This is a genomic window from Pseudomonas eucalypticola, assembly GCF_013374995.1.
GTDB classification, from domain to species: Bacteria; Pseudomonadota; Gammaproteobacteria; order Pseudomonadales; family Pseudomonadaceae; genus Aquipseudomonas; species Aquipseudomonas eucalypticola.
Genome location: NZ_CP056030.1, coordinates 4,100,864 through 4,118,126 on the forward strand (window position 1 = coordinate 4,100,864; position 17,263 = coordinate 4,118,126).

The window sequence follows — 17,263 nt, forward strand, 5'->3', positions numbered from 1 at the left end:
CCCGACCGCCAGCGTAGGGCATTACCATCCGTCAGTCGCACCATGACCACAGGGTCGCAAATATTTCCTACACTCAAAACTCAGCCCGCACACCGCTCGGAATCTTCGTTCGCAAAAAGTCGAAACTTCTGAAATCGCGGCAGGTCAGGTTAAAGGTAGGCCATGGAAATGCTGTTCGTCTCCGCGGCCAAACCACCCCACTCCGTCAATTCGCCACCGGCAGGATCGCCGGTAAGCGTTGCGCTTGCGCGCTTGACCGTGGGGCGCTGGATCACAAAACAGGTGCTTGCCACATTGCATTAATGCACGGGAGAGAACGATGATCAGTGCCGCTGTCGAAACCCATGGAGAGCGTTTTAACAAGCAGGAAAGCGAGCCGACACAACTGGCGCAGATCGCTTCGACAGGCAAGATCCATCACGCCGAAGCACGCGGTAACCCCAACCGCCAGAAAGTGCTGTTCGTAACGTCCGAGATCGCCGATCTGGTCAAGACCGGTGGGCTGGGCGACGTGTCACAGGCGCTGCCCCGGGCCATGAGCCCGCTGCACGATGTCAGGGTGCTGATTCCCGGCTACCCGCAAGTACTCAACAGTGACAACCCGATCCACATCGTCGGCGAACTGGGCGGCCACGCTGCGTTGCCGCCCTGCAAGATCGGGCGCATGGACCTCAAGGACGGCCTGGTCATCTACGTACTGATCTGCCCCGAGCTCTATGAGCGCGATGGCACCCCCTACGGCGCCAACAATGGCCGTGACTGGCCCGACAACCACATCCGTTTCGCCCGCCTGGGCCTGGCCGCCGCCGACATCGCCGCCGGCCTGGGCATGGTGCACTGGAAGCCCGACCTGGTTCACGCCCATGACTGGCCGGCCGGCATGGCCCCGGCCTACATGCACTGGCGCGGCCTGAGCACCCCGACCCTGTTCACCATCCACAACCTGGCCTACCAGGGCGTGGTCAGCCGCGCTTGCTGCCCGGAACTGGGCGTGCCGGAACATGCGCTGCAACAGGAAGGCATGGAGTTCTACGGCAAACTGTCGTTCCTCAAGGCCGGCATGGCGTATTCGAGCCATATCACCACGGTCAGCGCCACCTACGCCGAAGAGATCACCACCCCCGAGTTCGGCTGCGGCCTGGACGGGTTCCTCAGCAGCAAAGCCTACCAAGGCTTGCTGGGCGGCATTCCCAACGGTATTGACGACAGCTGGGATTCGGCTACCGACGCGCACCTGGTGTGCCCGTTCAGCCTCAATGACTGGGAAGGCAAGAAGGTCAACGCCGACCATGTACGCCAGCTATTCGAACTGGACGACTCCGATGGCCCGCTGTTCGCCGTGGTGTCGCGCCTGGTCTACCAGAAAGGCCTGGACCTGACCCAGGGCGTGGCCGAGTTCATCGTCAACAATGGCGGCCAGATTGCGATCATTGGCCGTGGCGAGCCCGAAGAAGAACAGGCCATGCGCGAACTGGCGGCCCGTTTCCCCGGCCGTATCAGCGTGCGCATCGGCTTTAACGAAACCGACGCACGGCGCATGTTCGCTGGCAGCGACTTCCTGCTGATGCCGTCGCGCTATGAGCCATGCGGCCTGAGCCAGATGTACGCGCAGCGCTACGGCTCATTGCCCGTGGCCCGCAACACCGGCGGCCTGGCCGACACCATCGAAGACGGCGTCACCGGCTTTCTGTTCAATGAATCCACCGTGGCCAGCTATGAAGAAGCCCTGCGCCGGGCCTTCTACGTGTACAGCAAACCCGAACTGCTGAACGCCATGCGCTGCCTGTCCATGACCCAGCCGTTCAATTGGAGCCAGGCGGTCGAACCCTACGCCAAACTTTACGAGGAACTCGTGCACAAATCGGTGGCCGTATCAGGTAGCCACTAAACGGAAGAGGTTTCACCGATGCCGCTACCGACACCTGAAACCTGGTCACATGGTGCACATCTGCTGGACTCGGGGTTGACCCGCTTCGCCCTCTGGGCGCCTGACGCATTCGCCGTCAGCGTCGAGCTGGGCGATGGCCAGTCCCTACCCATGCTGAGCCAGGACGACGGCTGGTTCGTGATCAACACGCCCTGCCCCCCCGGTACCCCGTACCGCTACCTCATCGACGGCGAACTGCTGGTGCCCGACCCTGCGTCGCGCGCCCAGCAAGGCGACGTCCACGGCCCAAGCCTGGTGGTCGACCCCAACACCTACCCATGGCAATTTCCCGATTGGCAGGGGCGCCCCTGGCACGAAGCGGTGATTCATGAACTGCACGTGGGCGTGCTCGGCGGCTTCGCTGCGGTGGAGAAACACCTAGGGCGCCTGGCCGACCTGGGCGTGACCGCCATCGAACTGATGCCCATCGCGCAATTCCCGGGCGATCGCAACTGGGGCTATGACGGGGTGCTGCCCTACGCCCCGCAGTCGTCCTACGGCACCCCGGAACAACTCAAGCACCTGATCGACTGCGCCCATGGCCACGGCCTGATGGTGATCCTCGACGTGGTGTACAACCACTTCGGGCCGGACGGCAATTACCTGGGGCGCTATGCCAAGGGTTTTTTCCGCCACGACCAGACCACGCCCTGGGGTGATGCCATCGATTTCCGCCGCCCGCAGGTACGCGACTTCTTCATCGACAACGCCCTGATGTGGCTGCTGGAGTACCGCTTCGATGGCCTGCGCTTCGACGCCGTGCACGCCATCGAAGACCCCGGCTTTCTCAAGCAGATGGCTGCCCGCATTCGTCAGCAGGTGGACAGCCCGCGGCACGTCTGGCTCAACCTGGAAAACGAGCTCAACCAGGCCCACCTGCTGGAAGAAGGCTTCGACGCCCAGTGGAACGACGATGGCCACAACGCCTTGCACGTGCTGCTGACCGGCGAGACCGAAGCCTACTACAGCGACTTCGCCGAGCAACCCACTGCCAAGCTCGCCCGTTGCCTGAGTGAAGGCTTCATCTACCAGGGCGAACGCAACCGCCACGGCGAGCCGCGGGGTGAGCCTAGCGCGCACCTGCCGCCCAATGCCTTTGTGCTGTTTCTGCAGAACCATGACCAGATCGGCAATCGTGCCTTCGGCGAACGCCTGACTCGGCTGTGCAGCCCTGAAGCGTTGCGCGCCGCCACCACCTTGTTGCTGCTGAGCCCCATGACCCCGCTGCTGTTCATGGGCGACGAAAGCGGCGCCGAGGAACCTTTCCTGTTTTTCACCAGCCACCACGGCGAGCTGGCTGAAGCCGTGCGTGAAGGCCGGCGTGCCGAGTTCAAGCACTTCGCCGTCTTCGCCGATGCCGAACAGCGCGAACGCATTCCCGACCCGAACGCCGAAACCACTTTCAGCGCCTCACGCCCCAGTGTGGCCGCCGACGACGCCCCTTGGCCCACCCTGTACCGCACCCTGCTGAGCCTGCGCCACCAGCACCTCACCGAACACCTGTCCGGCAGCCGTTCGCTGGGCGCCGAGGTGTTGGCATCAGGGGCCCTGTACGCCCGTTGGCAGTTGAACGATGGCAGCGTGTTGCGCATCGACCTCAACCTCAGCGATAGCCCGGTCTCGACCCGCCTACCGCACCCGCGTCACCGGCTGTTCGACAGCCGCCTGGCGCCGGCCGACAGCCCCGTTGATTCGCAGCCCCCTTTTAGCGCCTTGGTCAGCCTGACCCCTGCCGGAGATGATGCATGAGTGACGAACGCCTGCGGCAACTGGCGGAACAAGCCGGCCTTGCCGTGCAGTGGACGGATGCCAATGGACGGCCACAAACCGTGGCCGACCCCGTGTTGCGCAAAGTACTGGCCGGGCTCGGCCACCCTGCCGACGACGCCGATGCGGTAGAAGCCAGCCTCAAGGACCTGGACCAGGTCCGCCGCGACACCCACCTGCCGCCGCTGCTGACCGTCGACCACGGCCAGCCCCTGGACCTGGGCCACTATTTCGCGCCCCATACGCCCCTGCAAGTGCACCTTGAAAACAGCGCCGTGCTCGACCTACGCCTGGATGCCCGTGGCGCCCTGCCGGGCCTGGTACCGGTGGGCTACCAGGACGTGCGCATCGAAGGCCAGCAATTCACCCTGGCGGTGGCCCCCGCACGTTGCTACAGCGTGGCCGACGCCCTCGGCGAAGCCGCCCCGCGCGCCTGGGGGTTGAGCGCCCAACTGTACAGCCTGCGACGCAGCGGCGACGGTGGTTTTGGCGACACCCAGGCGCTGGAAGCCTTCGCCCGCAGCGCCGGCGAGCGCGGCTGCGATGCCCTGGCCATCAGCCCCATGCACGCCATGTTCAGCAGTGACGCCCACCGCTACAGCCCCTACTCACCCTCCAGCCGGCTGTTTCTCAACGTGCTGTATGCCGCCCCCGGCGCCATCCTCGGCGAACGCGCCCTGCGCGTGGCGCTTGATGACGCTGACCTGGGCGCCACCCTGGAGCAGCTGGAAAAGCTGCCGCTGGTGGACTGGCCTGCGGCGGCCGACGCCAAGTTCCGCCTGCTGCGCTCGCTGTACAATGGTTTTCGCCACGGCGACCATCCGCTGACCGCCGATTTCGCCAGTTTCCGCCACGCTGGCGGCGAAGCCCTGGAAAACCATTGCCGCTTCGAGGCCTTGCAAGCCGACTGTGCTGCCCGTGGTGCCAGCCAGGACTGGCGCCAGTGGCCGGCGCAGTGGCACGACCCCCGCCACCCGACCATCGCCGAGTTCGCCCGCGAGCACGCCGATGAAGTGAGCTTCTACGCCTTCTGCCAATGGCTGGTGGCCCGCAGCCTGGAACGCGCGCACCACGCGGCCAAGGGCAGTGGCATGCGCATCGGCCTGATTGCCGACCTGGCCGTGGGCGCCGACGGCGCTGGCAGCCAGGCCTGGAGTCGCCAGGACGAATTGCTGGCCGACCTCACCGTCGGCGCCCCGCCCGACATCCTCAACCGCGCCGGGCAAGGCTGGGGCATCTCCGCGTTTTCCCCTGAAGGGCTGGTGCGCAACGGCTTTCGTGCCTTCATCGAAATGCTGCGGGCCAATTTCGCCCACGCCGGCGGCCTGCGTATCGACCACGTGATGGGCTTGCAACGGCTGTGGGTCATTCCCATGGACTCGCCGCCCAGCGAAGGCGCCTACCTGCATTACCCCATCGACGACCTGCTGCGCTTGCTGACCCTCGAGTCCCACCGCCACAAGGCCATCGTCCTGGGCGAGGACCTGGGCACCGTGCCTGACGGCCTGCGGGAAAAACTCGCCGCACGGCACATGCTGGGCATGCGCGTGCTGCTGTTCGAACAAGCGCACACCGGGCAGTTCCACCCCGTGCTGCATTGGCCTGACAACGCCCTGGCCACCAGCACCACCCATGACTTGCCTACCCTGCACGGCTGGTGGAAAGCCCGTGACATCGACTGGAACCACAAACTCAGCCTGATCGACGCGCACACCGAGCAGCAATGGCGCGAAACCCGTGAGCATGAACGCCGTGGGCTGCGCCAGGCGCTGGCCCACGACAGCCAGAATTTCGTCGAAGCCGGCAGCGAGACCGACCAGGTCATCGACGCCTGTGTGCGCTTCCTGGGCCACACGCGCGCGCCCCTGGTGCTGCTGCCGCTGGAAGACGCCCTGGGTGTGGAAGAGCAACCCAACCTGCCCGGCACCACCGACAGCCACCCCAACTGGCGCCGCCGCTTCAACGGCGACAGCCAGACCCTGCTGGACGATGAAGACGCCGCGCGGCGCCTGGAACTCCTGGCCTGCGCCCGCCAACAAGCCAATGAGCGTGATCGATGAAGGCCATGACCGGCAGCCTGCGGCTGCAGTTTCACAAAGACTTCACCCTGGACGATGCCGCTGCCCGGGTGCCGTACTTCAAGCAACTGGGCATCAGCCACCTGTATGCCTCGCCCATTCTCAAGGCCCGCCCCGGTTCCATGCACGGTTACGATGTGGTCGACCCCACGCGCATCAACCCGGAACTGGGCGGCGAGCCTGCCCTGCGCCGGTTGGTCAAAACCCTGCGCGAACACGACATGGGCCTGGTGCTGGACATTGTCTCCAACCACATGGCGGTGGGCGGTGGGCACAACCCCTGGTGGCTGGACCTGCTGGAATGGGGCCGGCGCAGCCCCTACTCGGAGTTCTTCGACATTCAATGGCACTCCCCCGACCCACTGCTCGAAGGCCAGCTTCTGTTGCCATTCCTGGGCAATGACTACGGTGCCTGCCTGTCGGCCGGGGAGATTCCGCTGCGCCTGGACGCCGGCGAAGGGCGTTTGTTCATCGAGCACTACGAGCACCGTTTCCCCGTATCGCCCCCCGACTACGCCGACATCCTCAGCCCCTCCGATGACCCGGTGCTGAGCAAGCTGGGCGGGCGCTTCGGCGCACTGGAGCACGACCCCCACGCCTATGACAAAGCGGTGGAACTGCGCGCTGAACTGGCCGCCATCAGCCAGAGCCACACACCGGCCCTGGACGCCCTGTTGCAGCGCTTCGACAGCACCACGGCGCCAGGCTTCGAACGCTTGCACCGCTTGCTGGAGAAACAGCATTACCGCCTGGCCAGCTGGCGTACCGCCGGGGACGATATCAACTGGCGGCGCTTCTTCGACGTCAACGAACTGGGCGGCCTGCGCGTGGAGCGTGCCGCCGTGTTCGAGGCCACCCACGCCAAGATTTTCGAGTTGATCGAGCAAGGCTTGATCGATGGCCTGCGCATCGACCACGTGGACGGCCTGGCCGACCCGCGCGGTTACTGCCGCAAGCTGCGCCGTCGAGTCGAGCGGCTGCTTGACAAGCGTCCGGCCAACGCCGCGGTGGCCCATTTCCCCATCTACGTGGAGAAGATCCTGGGCGCCGATGAGCAACTGCACCGCGACTGGCAGGTGGACGGCACCACCGGTTACGAGTTCATGAACCAGGTGTCGCGCCTGCAACACGACCCCACCGGCGCCGAGCCCTTGGCCGAACTGTGGAGCAGTGTCAGTGGCCGCCCGGCGGTATTTGAGGAAGAAGCGCTGGCCGCCCGCCAACTGGTGATCAACGGCAGCCTGGCCGGGGACTTCGAATCCGTTGCCCAGGCCCTGCTGCAGGTGGCCCGTGGCGACCTGATGAGCCGTGACCTGACCCTCGGCGCCATTCGCCGGGCCCTGCAGGCGCTGGTGGTGCACTTCCCTGTTTACCGTACCTACATCAGCGCCTGCGGACGCCCGGCCGAGGACGAAGGCTACTTCCAGCAAGCCCTGGAAGGCGCCCGCGGCACCCTCGGCGAAGCCGACTGGCCGGTGCTCGACTACCTCGCCCGCTGGCTGGGCGGCGAACCCTGGCGTGACCTGCCGCCCGGGCGCCCACGCAAGCTGCTGCGCCATGCTTGCGTACGCTTCCAGCAACTGACCTCACCTACCGCCGCCAAGGCCGTGGAAGACACCGCTTTCTACCGCAGCGCGGTGCTGCTGTCGCGCAACGACGTCGGCTTCGATGCCGAGCATTTCAGCGCCCCGCCCGAGGTCTTTCACCGGGCCTGCGAAGAGCGTCTGGCGCACTTCCCCGACAACCTGCTGGCCACCGCCACCCACGATCACAAGCGCGGCGAAGACACCCGTGCACGTCTGGCTGTGCTCAGTGAACGCAGCAGTTGGTACCCGGGCCGGGTGAACCACTGGCAGGCGCTTGCCGAGCCGCTGCGCAGCCAGGTAGGGGACAACGTTGCCCCCAGCCCCGGCGACGAACTGATCCTGTTCCAGGCGCTGCTGGGCAGTTGGCCCCTGGGCCTGGCCAGCGATGACGCCCAGGGCCTTGAGGCTTACGCCGAGCGGCTGTTCCAATGGCAGCAGAAGGCCCTGCGCGAAGCCAAGCTCGCCAGCAGCTGGAGCGCGCCCAACGAGCCCTACGAACACGCCTGCAAAGCCTACCTGCAACGCCTGTTGCTGGACCCTCAATACCAGCAGCTGCGCGCCTCCCTGGTAGCGGCGGTGCAACGCCTGAGCGTGGCCGGCGCCCTCAACAGCCTGGTGCAGACCCTGCTGCGCATGACCGTGCCCGGCATTCCCGACCTGTACCAGGGTGCTGAATTCTGGGACTTGAGCCTGGTCGACCCAGACAACCGCCGCCCCGTCGACTACGCTGCTCGTGAGCAGGCGCTGGCCACACCCGCCAGCCCGGTGGAGTTGCTGGCACGCTGGCAGGACGGGCACATCAAGCAGCAACTGATCGCCCGTACCCTGAAGTGCCGTGCCGAGCACATGGCGCTGTTTGCCCGCGGCACGTATCAGCCCCTGCAGGTGCTGGGTGAACAGGCCGAACGGGTGGTGGCTTTCGCCCGCATCCACGACGATGAACTGGCCATCGTCATCGTGCCACGGCTGGCCAGCGACCTGTTGGGGGAGGCCAGCAGCCCGCTCATCGAGGCACCCAAGTGGGGAGACACCCGCATCGTGCTACCTTCTAACTACACTCTGCCTACATTTAAGGGACTTTTTTCAGACGTGGCAGTCACAGCCAATAAGGAACTGCGGCTCGATGCCGCCCTGAAGGATTTTCCCGTCAATCTCTTAGTACAAAGTGACTTGTGATCAGGAGCGTTGAAATGAGTGCCGACGACAAACGTATACGCGAATTCGCCTACCAGATCTGGGAATCGGAAGGCAAACCCGAGGGCCATGAAGAGCGCCACTGGGAGATGGCCCGCAAGCTGGCCGAAGCCGAAGCCCTGGCGCCCACCAAACCTGGCAAGGCCAAGGCTGCGGCCAAGCCCAAGGCCACTGTCAGCACCGCCGACAAGGCCAAGCCAGCAGCCAATAGCGCCGACGGCAGTGCCAAGCCAGCCGCCGCGGCGAAACCCGCCGCCACCAAGGCCGCCGCTGCCCCGAAACCCAAACCCGCCGCTGCCCCAGTGAAAGCGGCTGCTGAGAAGAAACCGCGCTCCAGCGCGAAAAAACCCCCGGCCAGCTGATCCCGGCAACGCTCCCGGTACTCCGGCCAGCCTGCCAGGGCTGCCCGGAGTACTCGTGCGCCGTCACTCGCTTTTAACCACCCGCCTTCCCGGCATCAGGCCGGCACGGCCCGCTATCGCCCTGAATTCGCAGTGCAAAGGACATCGCCATGAGCCGTCAAAAGAAGTTCACCCCCGCCCCCGGCACCGATCCAACCCGTATCCGCGAAGGCCTGCCCTTTCCGCTTGGGGCCACCTGGGACGGGCTAGGGGTCAATTTCGCGCTGTTTTCGGCCAACGCCACCAAGGTGGAGCTGTGCCTGTTCGACTCCACCGGCGAAACTGAGCTCGAACGCATCGAGCTGCCCGAGTACACCGACGAGATTTTCCACGGCTACCTGCCCGACGCCCACCCCGGGCTGACCTACGGCTACCGCGTGTATGGCCCCTACGACCCTGAGAACGGCCACCGTTTCAACCACAACAAATTGCTGATCGACCCTTACGCCAAGCAGATGGTTGGCCAGTTGAAGTGGTCCGAGGCGCTGTTCGGCTACACCATCGGCCACCCCGACGGAGACCTCAGCTTCGACGAGCGCGACAGCGCGCCCTTCGTGCCCAAGTGCCGCGTCATCGACCCCGCCTACACCTGGGGCCGCGACCAGCGGGTCAACGTGCCGTGGGACAAGACCATCTTCTACGAAACCCACGTACGCGGCATCAGTATGCGCCACCCGGCGGTCCCGGAAGATCAACGCGGCACCTTCGCCGGGCTGATGGTGCCGGAGGTGGTGGAGCACATCCGCAAGCTGGGGGTCACCTCCATCGAGCTGCTGCCCATCCACGGTTTCGTCAACGACCAGCACCTGCTGCAAAAAGGCCTGAACAACTACTGGGGCTACAACACCATCACCTTCTTCGCCCCGCACCCGCGCTACCTGGCCAACGGCAAGATCGCCGAGTTCAAGGAAATGGTCGCGCACCTGCACGACGCCGGCCTGGAAGTGATCCTGGACGTGGTCTACAACCACACGGCCGAAGGCAACGAGCAGGGCCCTACCCTGTCCATGCGTGGTATCGACAACGCCAGTTACTACCGGCTGATGCCTGACAACAAGCGGTTCTATATCAACGACTCCGGCACCGGCAACACCCTGGACCTCAGCCACCCTTGCGTGCTGCAAATGGTCACCGACTCGCTGCGCTACTGGGCCACGGAGATGCACGTGGACGGCTTCCGCTTCGACCTGGCGACCATCCTGGGCCGTTACCACGAGGGCTTCGACGAGCGCCACAGCTTCCTCGTCGCCTGCCGCCAGGACCCGGTACTGCGCCAGGTCAAACTGATCGCCGAACCCTGGGACTGCGGCCCGGGCGGTTACCAGGTGGGCGGCTTCGCCCCGGGGTGGGCGGAATGGAACGACCGCTTCCGCGATACCGCCCGGGCGTTCTGGAAAGGCGACGACGGCCAGCTGGCCGATTTCGCCGGGCGCCTGACCGGTTCGGGTGAGCTGTTCAACCAGCGCGGCCGGCGCCCGTACACCTCGGTGAACTTCATCACCGCCCACGACGGTTTCACCCTGCGTGACCTGGTGTCGTACAACGATAAGCACAACGAAGACAACGACGAGAACAACCAGGACGGCAGCAACAACAACCTGTCCTGGAACCACGGCGTCGAAGGCCCCACCGACGACCGCGAAATCGTCGAACTGCGCCTGCGCCAGATGCGCAACTTCATGGCCACGTTGCTGTTCTCCCAGGGTACGCCCATGATCGTCGCCGGGGACGAGTTCGCCCGCACCCAGAACGGCAACAACAACGCCTACTGCCAGGACAGTGAGATCGGTTGGGTCAACTGGGACCTGGACGAAGATGGCAAAGGCCTGCTGCGCTTCGTGCGGCGCCTGATCCGGCTGCGCAATTCCTACCCCATCCTGCGCCGCAACCGCTTCCTGGTAGGCACCTACAACGAAGACATCGGCGTCAAGGACGTCACCTGGCTGGCGCCCGATGCCAGCGAGATGACCACCGAGCAATGGCAGGACGGCAACGGTCGCTGCCTGGGCATGCTGCTCGATGGCCGGGCCCAGACCAGCGGCATCCGCAAGCCGGGCGCCGATGCGACCTTGCTGCTGATCGTCAACGCCCACCACGACGTGGTCAATTTCATCCTGCCCGAAGTACCCGAGGGCGAGTACTGGACGTGCCTGGTGGACACCAACCGCCCCGAGCTGCGCGACCACGAACCGCTGCCCTTCGGCAGTGATTTCCTGGTGACCGGCCGTTCGCTGTTGCTGTTCGAGCTGCACCGGGAAGTGGAAGAATGAACCGCGTGCTGACGGCGACCCTGCAACGCCCGGCGGCTGGCTACCCAGACGCTGCGGCGCTGCACCAAGCCTTGCAGGCGCTGGTGGCCGACGGTCTCGACCGCCTGGCACTGCCCGGCAGCGGCCGCACCCTGGAGCGTTGGCGCTGCCTGGCCGTGGTGGCTGGCCAGGACCTGGGGCTGTGCAAATTCTACGAAGGGCATACGGACGCCCTGGCGATCATGGCTGAACTGGCCGCCCCCAAGGTGGCCGTGGGCAGTACCTGGGGCACCTGGGCGGCCGAACCGCCCAACGCGCGGGTCACCGTCAAGCGCGACGGTGACCGCTACGTGTTGAACGGCCGCAAGGCCTGGTGTTCCGGCGCCGGCCAGCTCAGCCATGCGCTGCTCACCGCCTGGGACGAGCATGGCCAGCAGCAACTGGTGGCCGTGGCGTTGCGTCAGCCCGGCGTCACCGTGGTCAATGAAGGCTGGCAGGCGGTGGGCATGGGGGCCACCGCCAGCATTCAGGTGCAGTTCGACGACGCCGAAGGCACGCGCGTGGGTGGCCCGGGCGAGTACCTGGAACGTCCGGGCTTCTGGCAGGGCGCCATCGGCATTGCCGCGTGCTGGTATGGCGCGGCGCAGCAGCTGGCCCAGCGCCTGCAAGCCTACCCCCGTGACGAACCCCACGCACGGGCGCACCTGGGTGCCGTCGACAGCGCCCTGTTCGCCCTGCGTACCGTGCTGCGCCAGACCGCTGCCAGCGTGGACGCGGCCCCCGACGAATCCTGTGAATACCTGGCCCGGCGCGTGCGCGCCGTGGCCGAGCACGCCTGCGAGCAAACCCTCATTCATGTCGGCCATGCCCTGGGCGCGGGGCCCTACTGCCTGGACGCCCACTTCGCACGCCTGGCCGCCGACCTGCCGGTGTTCCTGCGCCAGAGCCACGCCGAGCGCGACCTGGCGCAACTGGGCGCCCTGGCCAGCCAGGCGAGCATCAGCGAGTTGAACCTATGAAAGCCAACCCGATTGTCGGCCAAGGCACAGCGCCTGAGGCCTGGCAGGCCTGCCCGCTCTTGGCCAGGCTGCCGTTCTGCGAGGTTGACCGCCTGGTACCGGCGGGCAGCCGCGCGGTGATCGTCGCGCCCCACCCTGACGACGAGGTGCTGGGGTGTGGCGGGCTGCTGCAACACCTGCTCGCCCTGGGCCGGCCCGTACAGTTGATATCCGTGACCGACGGTACCGCCAGCCACCCCGGCTCCCGGCAATGGCCGGCGGAGCGGCTGGCTGCCGAGCGGCCGCGGGAAAGCGCCGAGGCGTTGCGGCGCCTGGGCTTCCAGCCCGGGGAACTGCCGTGGCTGCGGGTCGGCCTGGCCGACAGCCAGGTGCCTGCCGGCCAGGCCAGGTTGCAGGCGTTCCTGGAAAGCCACCTGTTGCCCAGCGATGTGGTCTTCGCCACCTGGAGCCACGACGGCCACTGCGACCACGAAGCCGTGGGCCACGCCAGCCGCGCCGCCGCCGAGGTGGTAGGGGCCACCGTGCATGAACTGCCGATCTGGACTTGGCACTGGGCGACCCCTGGTGATACCCGGGTCCCGTGGCAACGAGCCCGCAAGGTCCCCCTGAGTGCAGAGATGCTGGCCCGCAAGCGTCACGCGGCGCAGGCCTTCACCAGCCAACTGCAAGGCGACCCTCAGGCCGGGCTGGACCCGGTATTGTCTGCCACGGTGCTTGAGCGCTTGATGCAACCTTACGAAGTGGTGTTGTTATGAGTGTCGCCGATACCGAGTTCGACCGCCTGTTTGCCAACAATGACGACCCTTGGGCCATGCGCCAGCGCTGGTATGAACAGCGCAAGCGGGCCCTGTTACTCGCAAGCCTGCCGCGGCCCGAGTACCAGTCCATCTTCGAGCCTGGCTGCGCCAATGGCGAGACCAGTGCAGTGCTCGCCCAGCGGTGCCGACGGCTATTGTGTTATGACACCGCCGAGCGCGCCGTGGCGCTGACCCGGGAAAAACTGGCCAGCGTTCCCCATGCCAGCGTCGAACAAGGCCGCTTGCCCGGCCAATGGCCCGTAGGGCCGTTCGACCTGGTGGTGATCAATGAACTGGGCTACTACCTGGACGCCGCCGACCTGGCAAGGCTGATCGAGGCATGCCGTGCCAGCCTCAGCGACGACGGCCAGGTACTGGCCTGCCACTGGCGTGCGCCCATCCAGGGCTGCAGCCTGAACGGCGACGCCGTGCACCAGCACTTGGGCGACGGCTTGGGAATGGCCTCGTTGCTGGAACACCGTGAAGCCGATTTCATCCTGCAATTGTGGGGCCGCGACCCGCGCTCGGTAGCCCAGCACGAAGGCCTGCGCTGACCAGCGGACCTGGCCGCGTCATGAACACCGCGTAGCATCAGCCGCACCGCATGTGCCGCCGACGCTTGCGCCGGCCAAACCACGCTCGTATCCCGGGGAACCGACCTACAGCACCGCCGGTCCCAACCAGTAAGCGCCCTTTCAACCAAGGAGCAACCGTGACCGCCAAAGCCCCCGGCCAGGCCAGCCGCCAGCATCCCCCCGAGCACCCCGTGGCGGTGCACCGCATGCGTATTCTGACCGTCAATACCCACAAAGGCTTCACCGCCTTCAACCGCCGCTTCATCCTCCCTGAGCTGCGCGAAGCGGTGCGCAGCACCGGCGCCGACCTGGTTTTCCTGCAGGAAGTACTGGGCGAGCACGACCGCCACGCCGAGCGCCACCACAATTGGCCGGCCATGTCCCAGTACGAATTTCTGGCCGACAGCATGTGGAGCGACTTCGCCTACGGCCGCAACGCGGTCTACCCTGATGGCCACCACGGCAATGCCTTGCTGTCCAAGTACCCGATCCTGCATTACCGCAACCTCGACGTGTCCATCACCGGCCCCGAGCGCCGCGGGCTGTTGCACTGCGTGCTGCAGGTGCCCGGCCACGAGGAGGTACACGCGATCTGCGTGCACCTGTCGTTGCTGGAAAGCCACCGCCAGCAGCAACTGGGCTTGCTGCGCCAGTTGCTCGACTCCCTGGCCGACGACGCCCCGGTGATCATCGCCGGCGACTTCAACGACTGGCAATTGCGCGGCAACACCACCCTGACCCGCGCCCGTGACCTGCACGAGGCCTTCGAGCACCATAACGGCAGCCTGGCCCGAACCTACCCCGCGCGCTTTCCCCTGCTGCGCCTGGACCGCGTGTACCTGCGCAACGCTACCAGCCACGCCCCCACTATCCTGGGCAACAAACCCTGGACCCATCTGTCCGACCACCTGCCATTGACCGTGGAAGTGCATCTGTAGGGAATGTTTTGGAATAGCCCTATCCCTGGATAGATGCGCAGCTGCTTACCGCGTGCAATTGCAGCGCTTTTTCAATCACTTGCAAGGTGTAAACGGCGCCTTGCACAGCGTTCCGGTTTCTTGACGCCCGGGCACGCATCTCCTTAGCTTCAGGTAACACAACACACAACAAGAAAACACCGACCCACCCCTCTGGCCCGCGTCTTTCAGCGCTTGGGCAAGAGCTGGGCCGCTGGCTTCGGCCGCCTTCGCTGCGACGCACATGGCGTGCTCCCTTGCCAGACCCACACCCGGAGCGCGCCATGAACACCCACCGTCACCCCCTGCTCTACGCCGCCTGCGCCTCGCTTTTGCTCAGCGCCCCCGCCCAGGCCATTGCCGCCGAAGCGACTGATGACCCCCTGGGCCCACTGGTCCTGGGTAACCGTGCCTTCGCCCTCCCTGACGCCACCCATGGCGCCGATCCGGTTGGCCAGTTCACCGTCTTTGCCCGCAGCATGGGCATCGCCTGGTCGGTCAGTTCCCAGGTACAGGACAGCGGCCGCCCCGACAATGCCCGCGCCAGCGCTGTGGCCTTGGGCGGCACCGTGGCGTTCGTGCTGGGGGAGAATTGGTCGTTCGAACCCCAGGCACAGTTGATCAATCAGCAGTGGCTACCGGGCCTCGGCGAGCAGGGCCCCCGGTTGCCCAGCGGCGATGCCCAGCCTGGCTGGAGCGGTCGTCTGGGGGCTCGTCTGGCTGGGCACTACCAGGTAGGCAACACCGCCGTCGAGCCCTTCCTGCGCACCAGCCTGACCTACAGTTTCAGCAACGACAGCCCCATTGCCCTGGCCCAGGTGGACAAGATCAACAGCAGCCGCAACCCCACCGCCGTCGCCGTCGGCCTGGGCCTGGTGGCGCGCATGACACCCACGGTGAGCCTGTTCGTGACGGCCGACTACAGCAGCCCCAGTGACGAGAATGACCTGAATGGGCTGATCGGCGATGTGGGGGTTCGGATGCGGTGGTGAACGGCCCGGCAGGCGGACACGGTGAGGGCAGGCCCGCTGTGCCTGTGACCTCACCCCATGCGCGTTGTGCCACCGAGCGAAGATCGTTCCACCATCGCCGCCCAGACCGTCTATGCTCCTTGGCATTATTCACCGGACCCCGCCCGCACGATGCCGTTTTTCCCCGACTCCCCCCGCCCACGCCGCCCCCTTCGCCTGCTCGCCCCGTGGCTTGCGGGGGCCCTGCCGCTGGTACTGGGCGTTGGCATCCTGTACTGGCAGGCCGAACGCGACCTGGAGGCCAGTGCCAGCAACACCGCCAACCAGGCGCTCGCCCAGTTCGACCTGATGCTGGACAACGTCGCCGCTGCGGCCAATGAGCTTGCGCCCCTGGCCGGCCAGCCCTGCGCCGAGGTGACCCTGGCGCTGCGCGAGCAGGTCACGCGCCGGCCTTTCGTGCGCTCCACCAACCTGGGATTGGACGACCACCTGTATTGCAGCTCGCTGTTCGGCGATATCAGCGAGCCGATCAACCCCGGCGATTACGCGGATGGCCGCCTGTGGCTGATGGACGGCAACCCGGTCACCCCTGGCCAGGCCCTGTTGGTGTACCGCGCCGCCCAGGATGAACAGACCGCCCTGGCCACCCTGGACGGCTACCACCTGGCCAACGCCCTGCGCATGATCGGCCGCGATCAGCCGGTGCTGCTGCAGGTGGGCAACAGCTGGCTGGCGCCCAATGGCAGCGTGCATGACGCGCCGTCACCGGCGTTCGCCGTGGCGCCGACGCAGCTGGCCTCCAGCCGCTACCCACTGAGCGTCAGCACCGGGTACCCGGCCGGTGCTACCTGGCAGTGGGTGGCTAGCCATCCGCTGCTGCTGGCCCTGGTGGTCTTCCTTGCCCTGGTGGCTGGCGGCGTGTGCCGCTGGCTGTTGCGCCGCGCCCATTCTCCCCGCGCGGAACTGGCGCGGGCCCTGGATGCCAATGAATTCATCCCCTACTACCAGCCCGTGGTGCGCGGCATCACGGGCCGGTGGGCCGGCGTGGAAGTACTGATGCGCTGGCAGCACCCTCGCGAAGGGCTGGTCCGGCCGGACCTGTTCATCCCCTTCGCCGAGCATTCAGGCCTCATCGTGCCCATGACCCGACACCTGATGCGCCAGGCCGCCAATGACCTTCGCGCCCACGCAGAACGCCTGGAAGACGACTTCCACGTGGGCATCAACATCACCGCCGAGCACTGCCAGGATCTGGCGCTGCTGGACGACTGCCGGGACTTCCTCGCCGGCTTCGCCCCTGGCCGGGTCACCCTGGTGCTGGAGTTGACCGAACGCGAATTGATCCGCCCCACGCCTATCACCCACCAGTTGTTCGAGGCCTTGCACAACCTGGGGGTCATGATCGCCATCGACGACTTCGGCACCGGCCATTCCAGCCTGGCGTACCTGCGCGAGTTCAAGGTGGACTTCCTGAAGATCGATCAGAGTTTCATCGCCACCATCGGCAAGGACGCGCTGTCAGGCCACATCGTCGACAGCATCATCGAGCTGTCGGGCAAACTGGACCTTGGCATCGTCGCCGAAGGGGTGGAAGACACGGTGCAGCGCGACTACCTGGTGGAACGCCGCGTGGAGTTCCTGCAAGGCTACCTGTTCGGCCGGCCCGTGCCCCTGCACGCACTGATCGACCAGTTGCCGGCGCCATGAGGGAATTTTCCGTGCGTGACAGCCACCAATGAAGTG

The 17,263-nt window shown here is 66.1% G+C and carries 12 protein-coding genes; all 12 read left to right on the top strand.

The window, feature by feature from the left end; all coding sequences use genetic code 11:
* Positions 1 to 319 precede the first annotated feature (319 nt).
* Entirely contained in the window at positions 320 to 1,888 is a 1,569-nt protein-coding gene (gene glgA, locus HWQ56_RS18050) for a glycogen synthase GlgA (RefSeq protein WP_158154649.1), read from the top strand.
* 18 nt (positions 1,889 to 1,906) lie between these two features.
* Entirely contained in the window at positions 1,907 to 3,676 is a 1,770-nt protein-coding gene (treZ, locus tag HWQ56_RS18055) for a malto-oligosyltrehalose trehalohydrolase (RefSeq protein ID WP_176571360.1), read from the top strand.
* Positions 3,673 to 5,754 (top strand): 4-alpha-glucanotransferase, encoded by a 2,082-nt coding sequence (gene malQ / locus HWQ56_RS18060; protein ID WP_176571361.1) that lies wholly within the window; start codon positions 3,673 to 3,675, stop codon positions 5,752 to 5,754. Before treZ ends, malQ begins: the two co-directional genes overlap by 4 nt.
* Complete coding sequence (locus tag HWQ56_RS18065) at positions 5,751 to 8,534, top strand: malto-oligosyltrehalose synthase (RefSeq protein WP_176571362.1); 2,784 nt, start codon at positions 5,751 to 5,753, stop codon at positions 8,532 to 8,534. Before malQ ends, HWQ56_RS18065 begins: the two co-directional genes overlap by 4 nt.
* Before the next feature lie 14 nt (positions 8,535 to 8,548).
* Positions 8,549 to 8,914, top strand: a complete 366-nt coding sequence (locus tag HWQ56_RS18070; RefSeq protein ID WP_176571363.1) for a DUF2934 domain-containing protein — start codon at positions 8,549 to 8,551, stop codon at positions 8,912 to 8,914.
* A gap of 149 nt (positions 8,915 to 9,063) precedes the next feature.
* On the top strand, positions 9,064 to 11,223 hold the full coding sequence (gene glgX, locus HWQ56_RS18075; RefSeq protein WP_176571364.1) for a glycogen debranching protein GlgX: 2,160 nt from the start codon (positions 9,064 to 9,066) through the stop codon (positions 11,221 to 11,223).
* Positions 11,220 to 12,221, top strand: coding sequence for an acyl-CoA dehydrogenase family protein (locus tag HWQ56_RS18080; protein WP_176571365.1), 1,002 nt, complete (start codon positions 11,220 to 11,222; stop codon positions 12,219 to 12,221). Before glgX ends, HWQ56_RS18080 begins: the two co-directional genes overlap by 4 nt.
* Positions 12,218 to 12,976 (top strand): PIG-L deacetylase family protein, encoded by a 759-nt coding sequence (locus HWQ56_RS18085; RefSeq protein WP_158158212.1) that lies wholly within the window; start codon positions 12,218 to 12,220, stop codon positions 12,974 to 12,976. Before HWQ56_RS18080 ends, HWQ56_RS18085 begins: the two co-directional genes overlap by 4 nt.
* Positions 12,973 to 13,572 carry an SAM-dependent methyltransferase gene (locus HWQ56_RS18090; protein ID WP_158158211.1) on the top strand — a complete coding sequence of 200 codons (600 nt, stop codon included), beginning with the start codon at positions 12,973 to 12,975 and terminating at the stop codon, positions 13,570 to 13,572. The genes HWQ56_RS18085 and HWQ56_RS18090 overlap by 4 nt, the downstream gene beginning before the upstream one ends.
* A gap of 227 nt (positions 13,573 to 13,799) precedes the next feature.
* Complete coding sequence (locus HWQ56_RS18095; RefSeq protein ID WP_233270946.1) at positions 13,800 to 14,531, top strand: endonuclease/exonuclease/phosphatase family protein; 732 nt, start codon at positions 13,800 to 13,802, stop codon at positions 14,529 to 14,531.
* Between the two features lie 302 nt (positions 14,532 to 14,833).
* Complete coding sequence (locus HWQ56_RS18100; protein WP_176571367.1) at positions 14,834 to 15,541, top strand: autotransporter domain-containing protein; 708 nt, start codon at positions 14,834 to 14,836, stop codon at positions 15,539 to 15,541.
* Between the two features lie 150 nt (positions 15,542 to 15,691).
* Positions 15,692 to 17,227 (top strand): EAL domain-containing protein, encoded by a 1,536-nt coding sequence (locus HWQ56_RS18105; RefSeq protein WP_176572427.1) that lies wholly within the window; start codon positions 15,692 to 15,694, stop codon positions 17,225 to 17,227.
* Positions 17,228 to 17,263: the final 36 nt, after the last annotated feature.

Excerpts from the sequence above, each read along its gene's own strand:
- HWQ56_RS18095 (WP_233270946.1), top strand. The coding sequence starts at position 13,800 with ATGCGTATTCTGACCGTCAATACCCACAAAGGCTTCACCGCCTTCAAC.
- HWQ56_RS18065 (WP_176571362.1), top strand. The coding sequence starts at position 5,751 with ATGAAGGCCATGACCGGCAGCCTGCGGCTGCAGTTTCACAAAGACTTC.
- HWQ56_RS18090 (WP_158158211.1), top strand. The coding sequence starts at position 12,973 with ATGAGTGTCGCCGATACCGAGTTCGACCGCCTGTTTGCCAACAATGAC.
- glgA (WP_158154649.1), top strand. The coding sequence starts at position 320 with ATGATCAGTGCCGCTGTCGAAACCCATGGAGAGCGTTTTAACAAGCAG.
- HWQ56_RS18080 (WP_176571365.1), top strand. The coding sequence starts at position 11,220 with ATGAACCGCGTGCTGACGGCGACCCTGCAACGCCCGGCGGCTGGCTAC.
- HWQ56_RS18085 (WP_158158212.1), top strand. The coding sequence starts at position 12,218 with ATGAAAGCCAACCCGATTGTCGGCCAAGGCACAGCGCCTGAGGCCTGG.
- glgX (WP_176571364.1), top strand. The coding sequence starts at position 9,064 with ATGAGCCGTCAAAAGAAGTTCACCCCCGCCCCCGGCACCGATCCAACC.
- treZ (WP_176571360.1), top strand. The coding sequence starts at position 1,907 with ATGCCGCTACCGACACCTGAAACCTGGTCACATGGTGCACATCTGCTG.
- malQ (WP_176571361.1), top strand. The coding sequence starts at position 3,673 with ATGAGTGACGAACGCCTGCGGCAACTGGCGGAACAAGCCGGCCTTGCC.
- HWQ56_RS18100 (WP_176571367.1), top strand. The coding sequence starts at position 14,834 with ATGAACACCCACCGTCACCCCCTGCTCTACGCCGCCTGCGCCTCGCTT.
- HWQ56_RS18070 (WP_176571363.1), top strand. The coding sequence starts at position 8,549 with ATGAGTGCCGACGACAAACGTATACGCGAATTCGCCTACCAGATCTGG.
- HWQ56_RS18105 (WP_176572427.1), top strand. The coding sequence starts at position 15,692 with ATGCCGTTTTTCCCCGACTCCCCCCGCCCACGCCGCCCCCTTCGCCTG.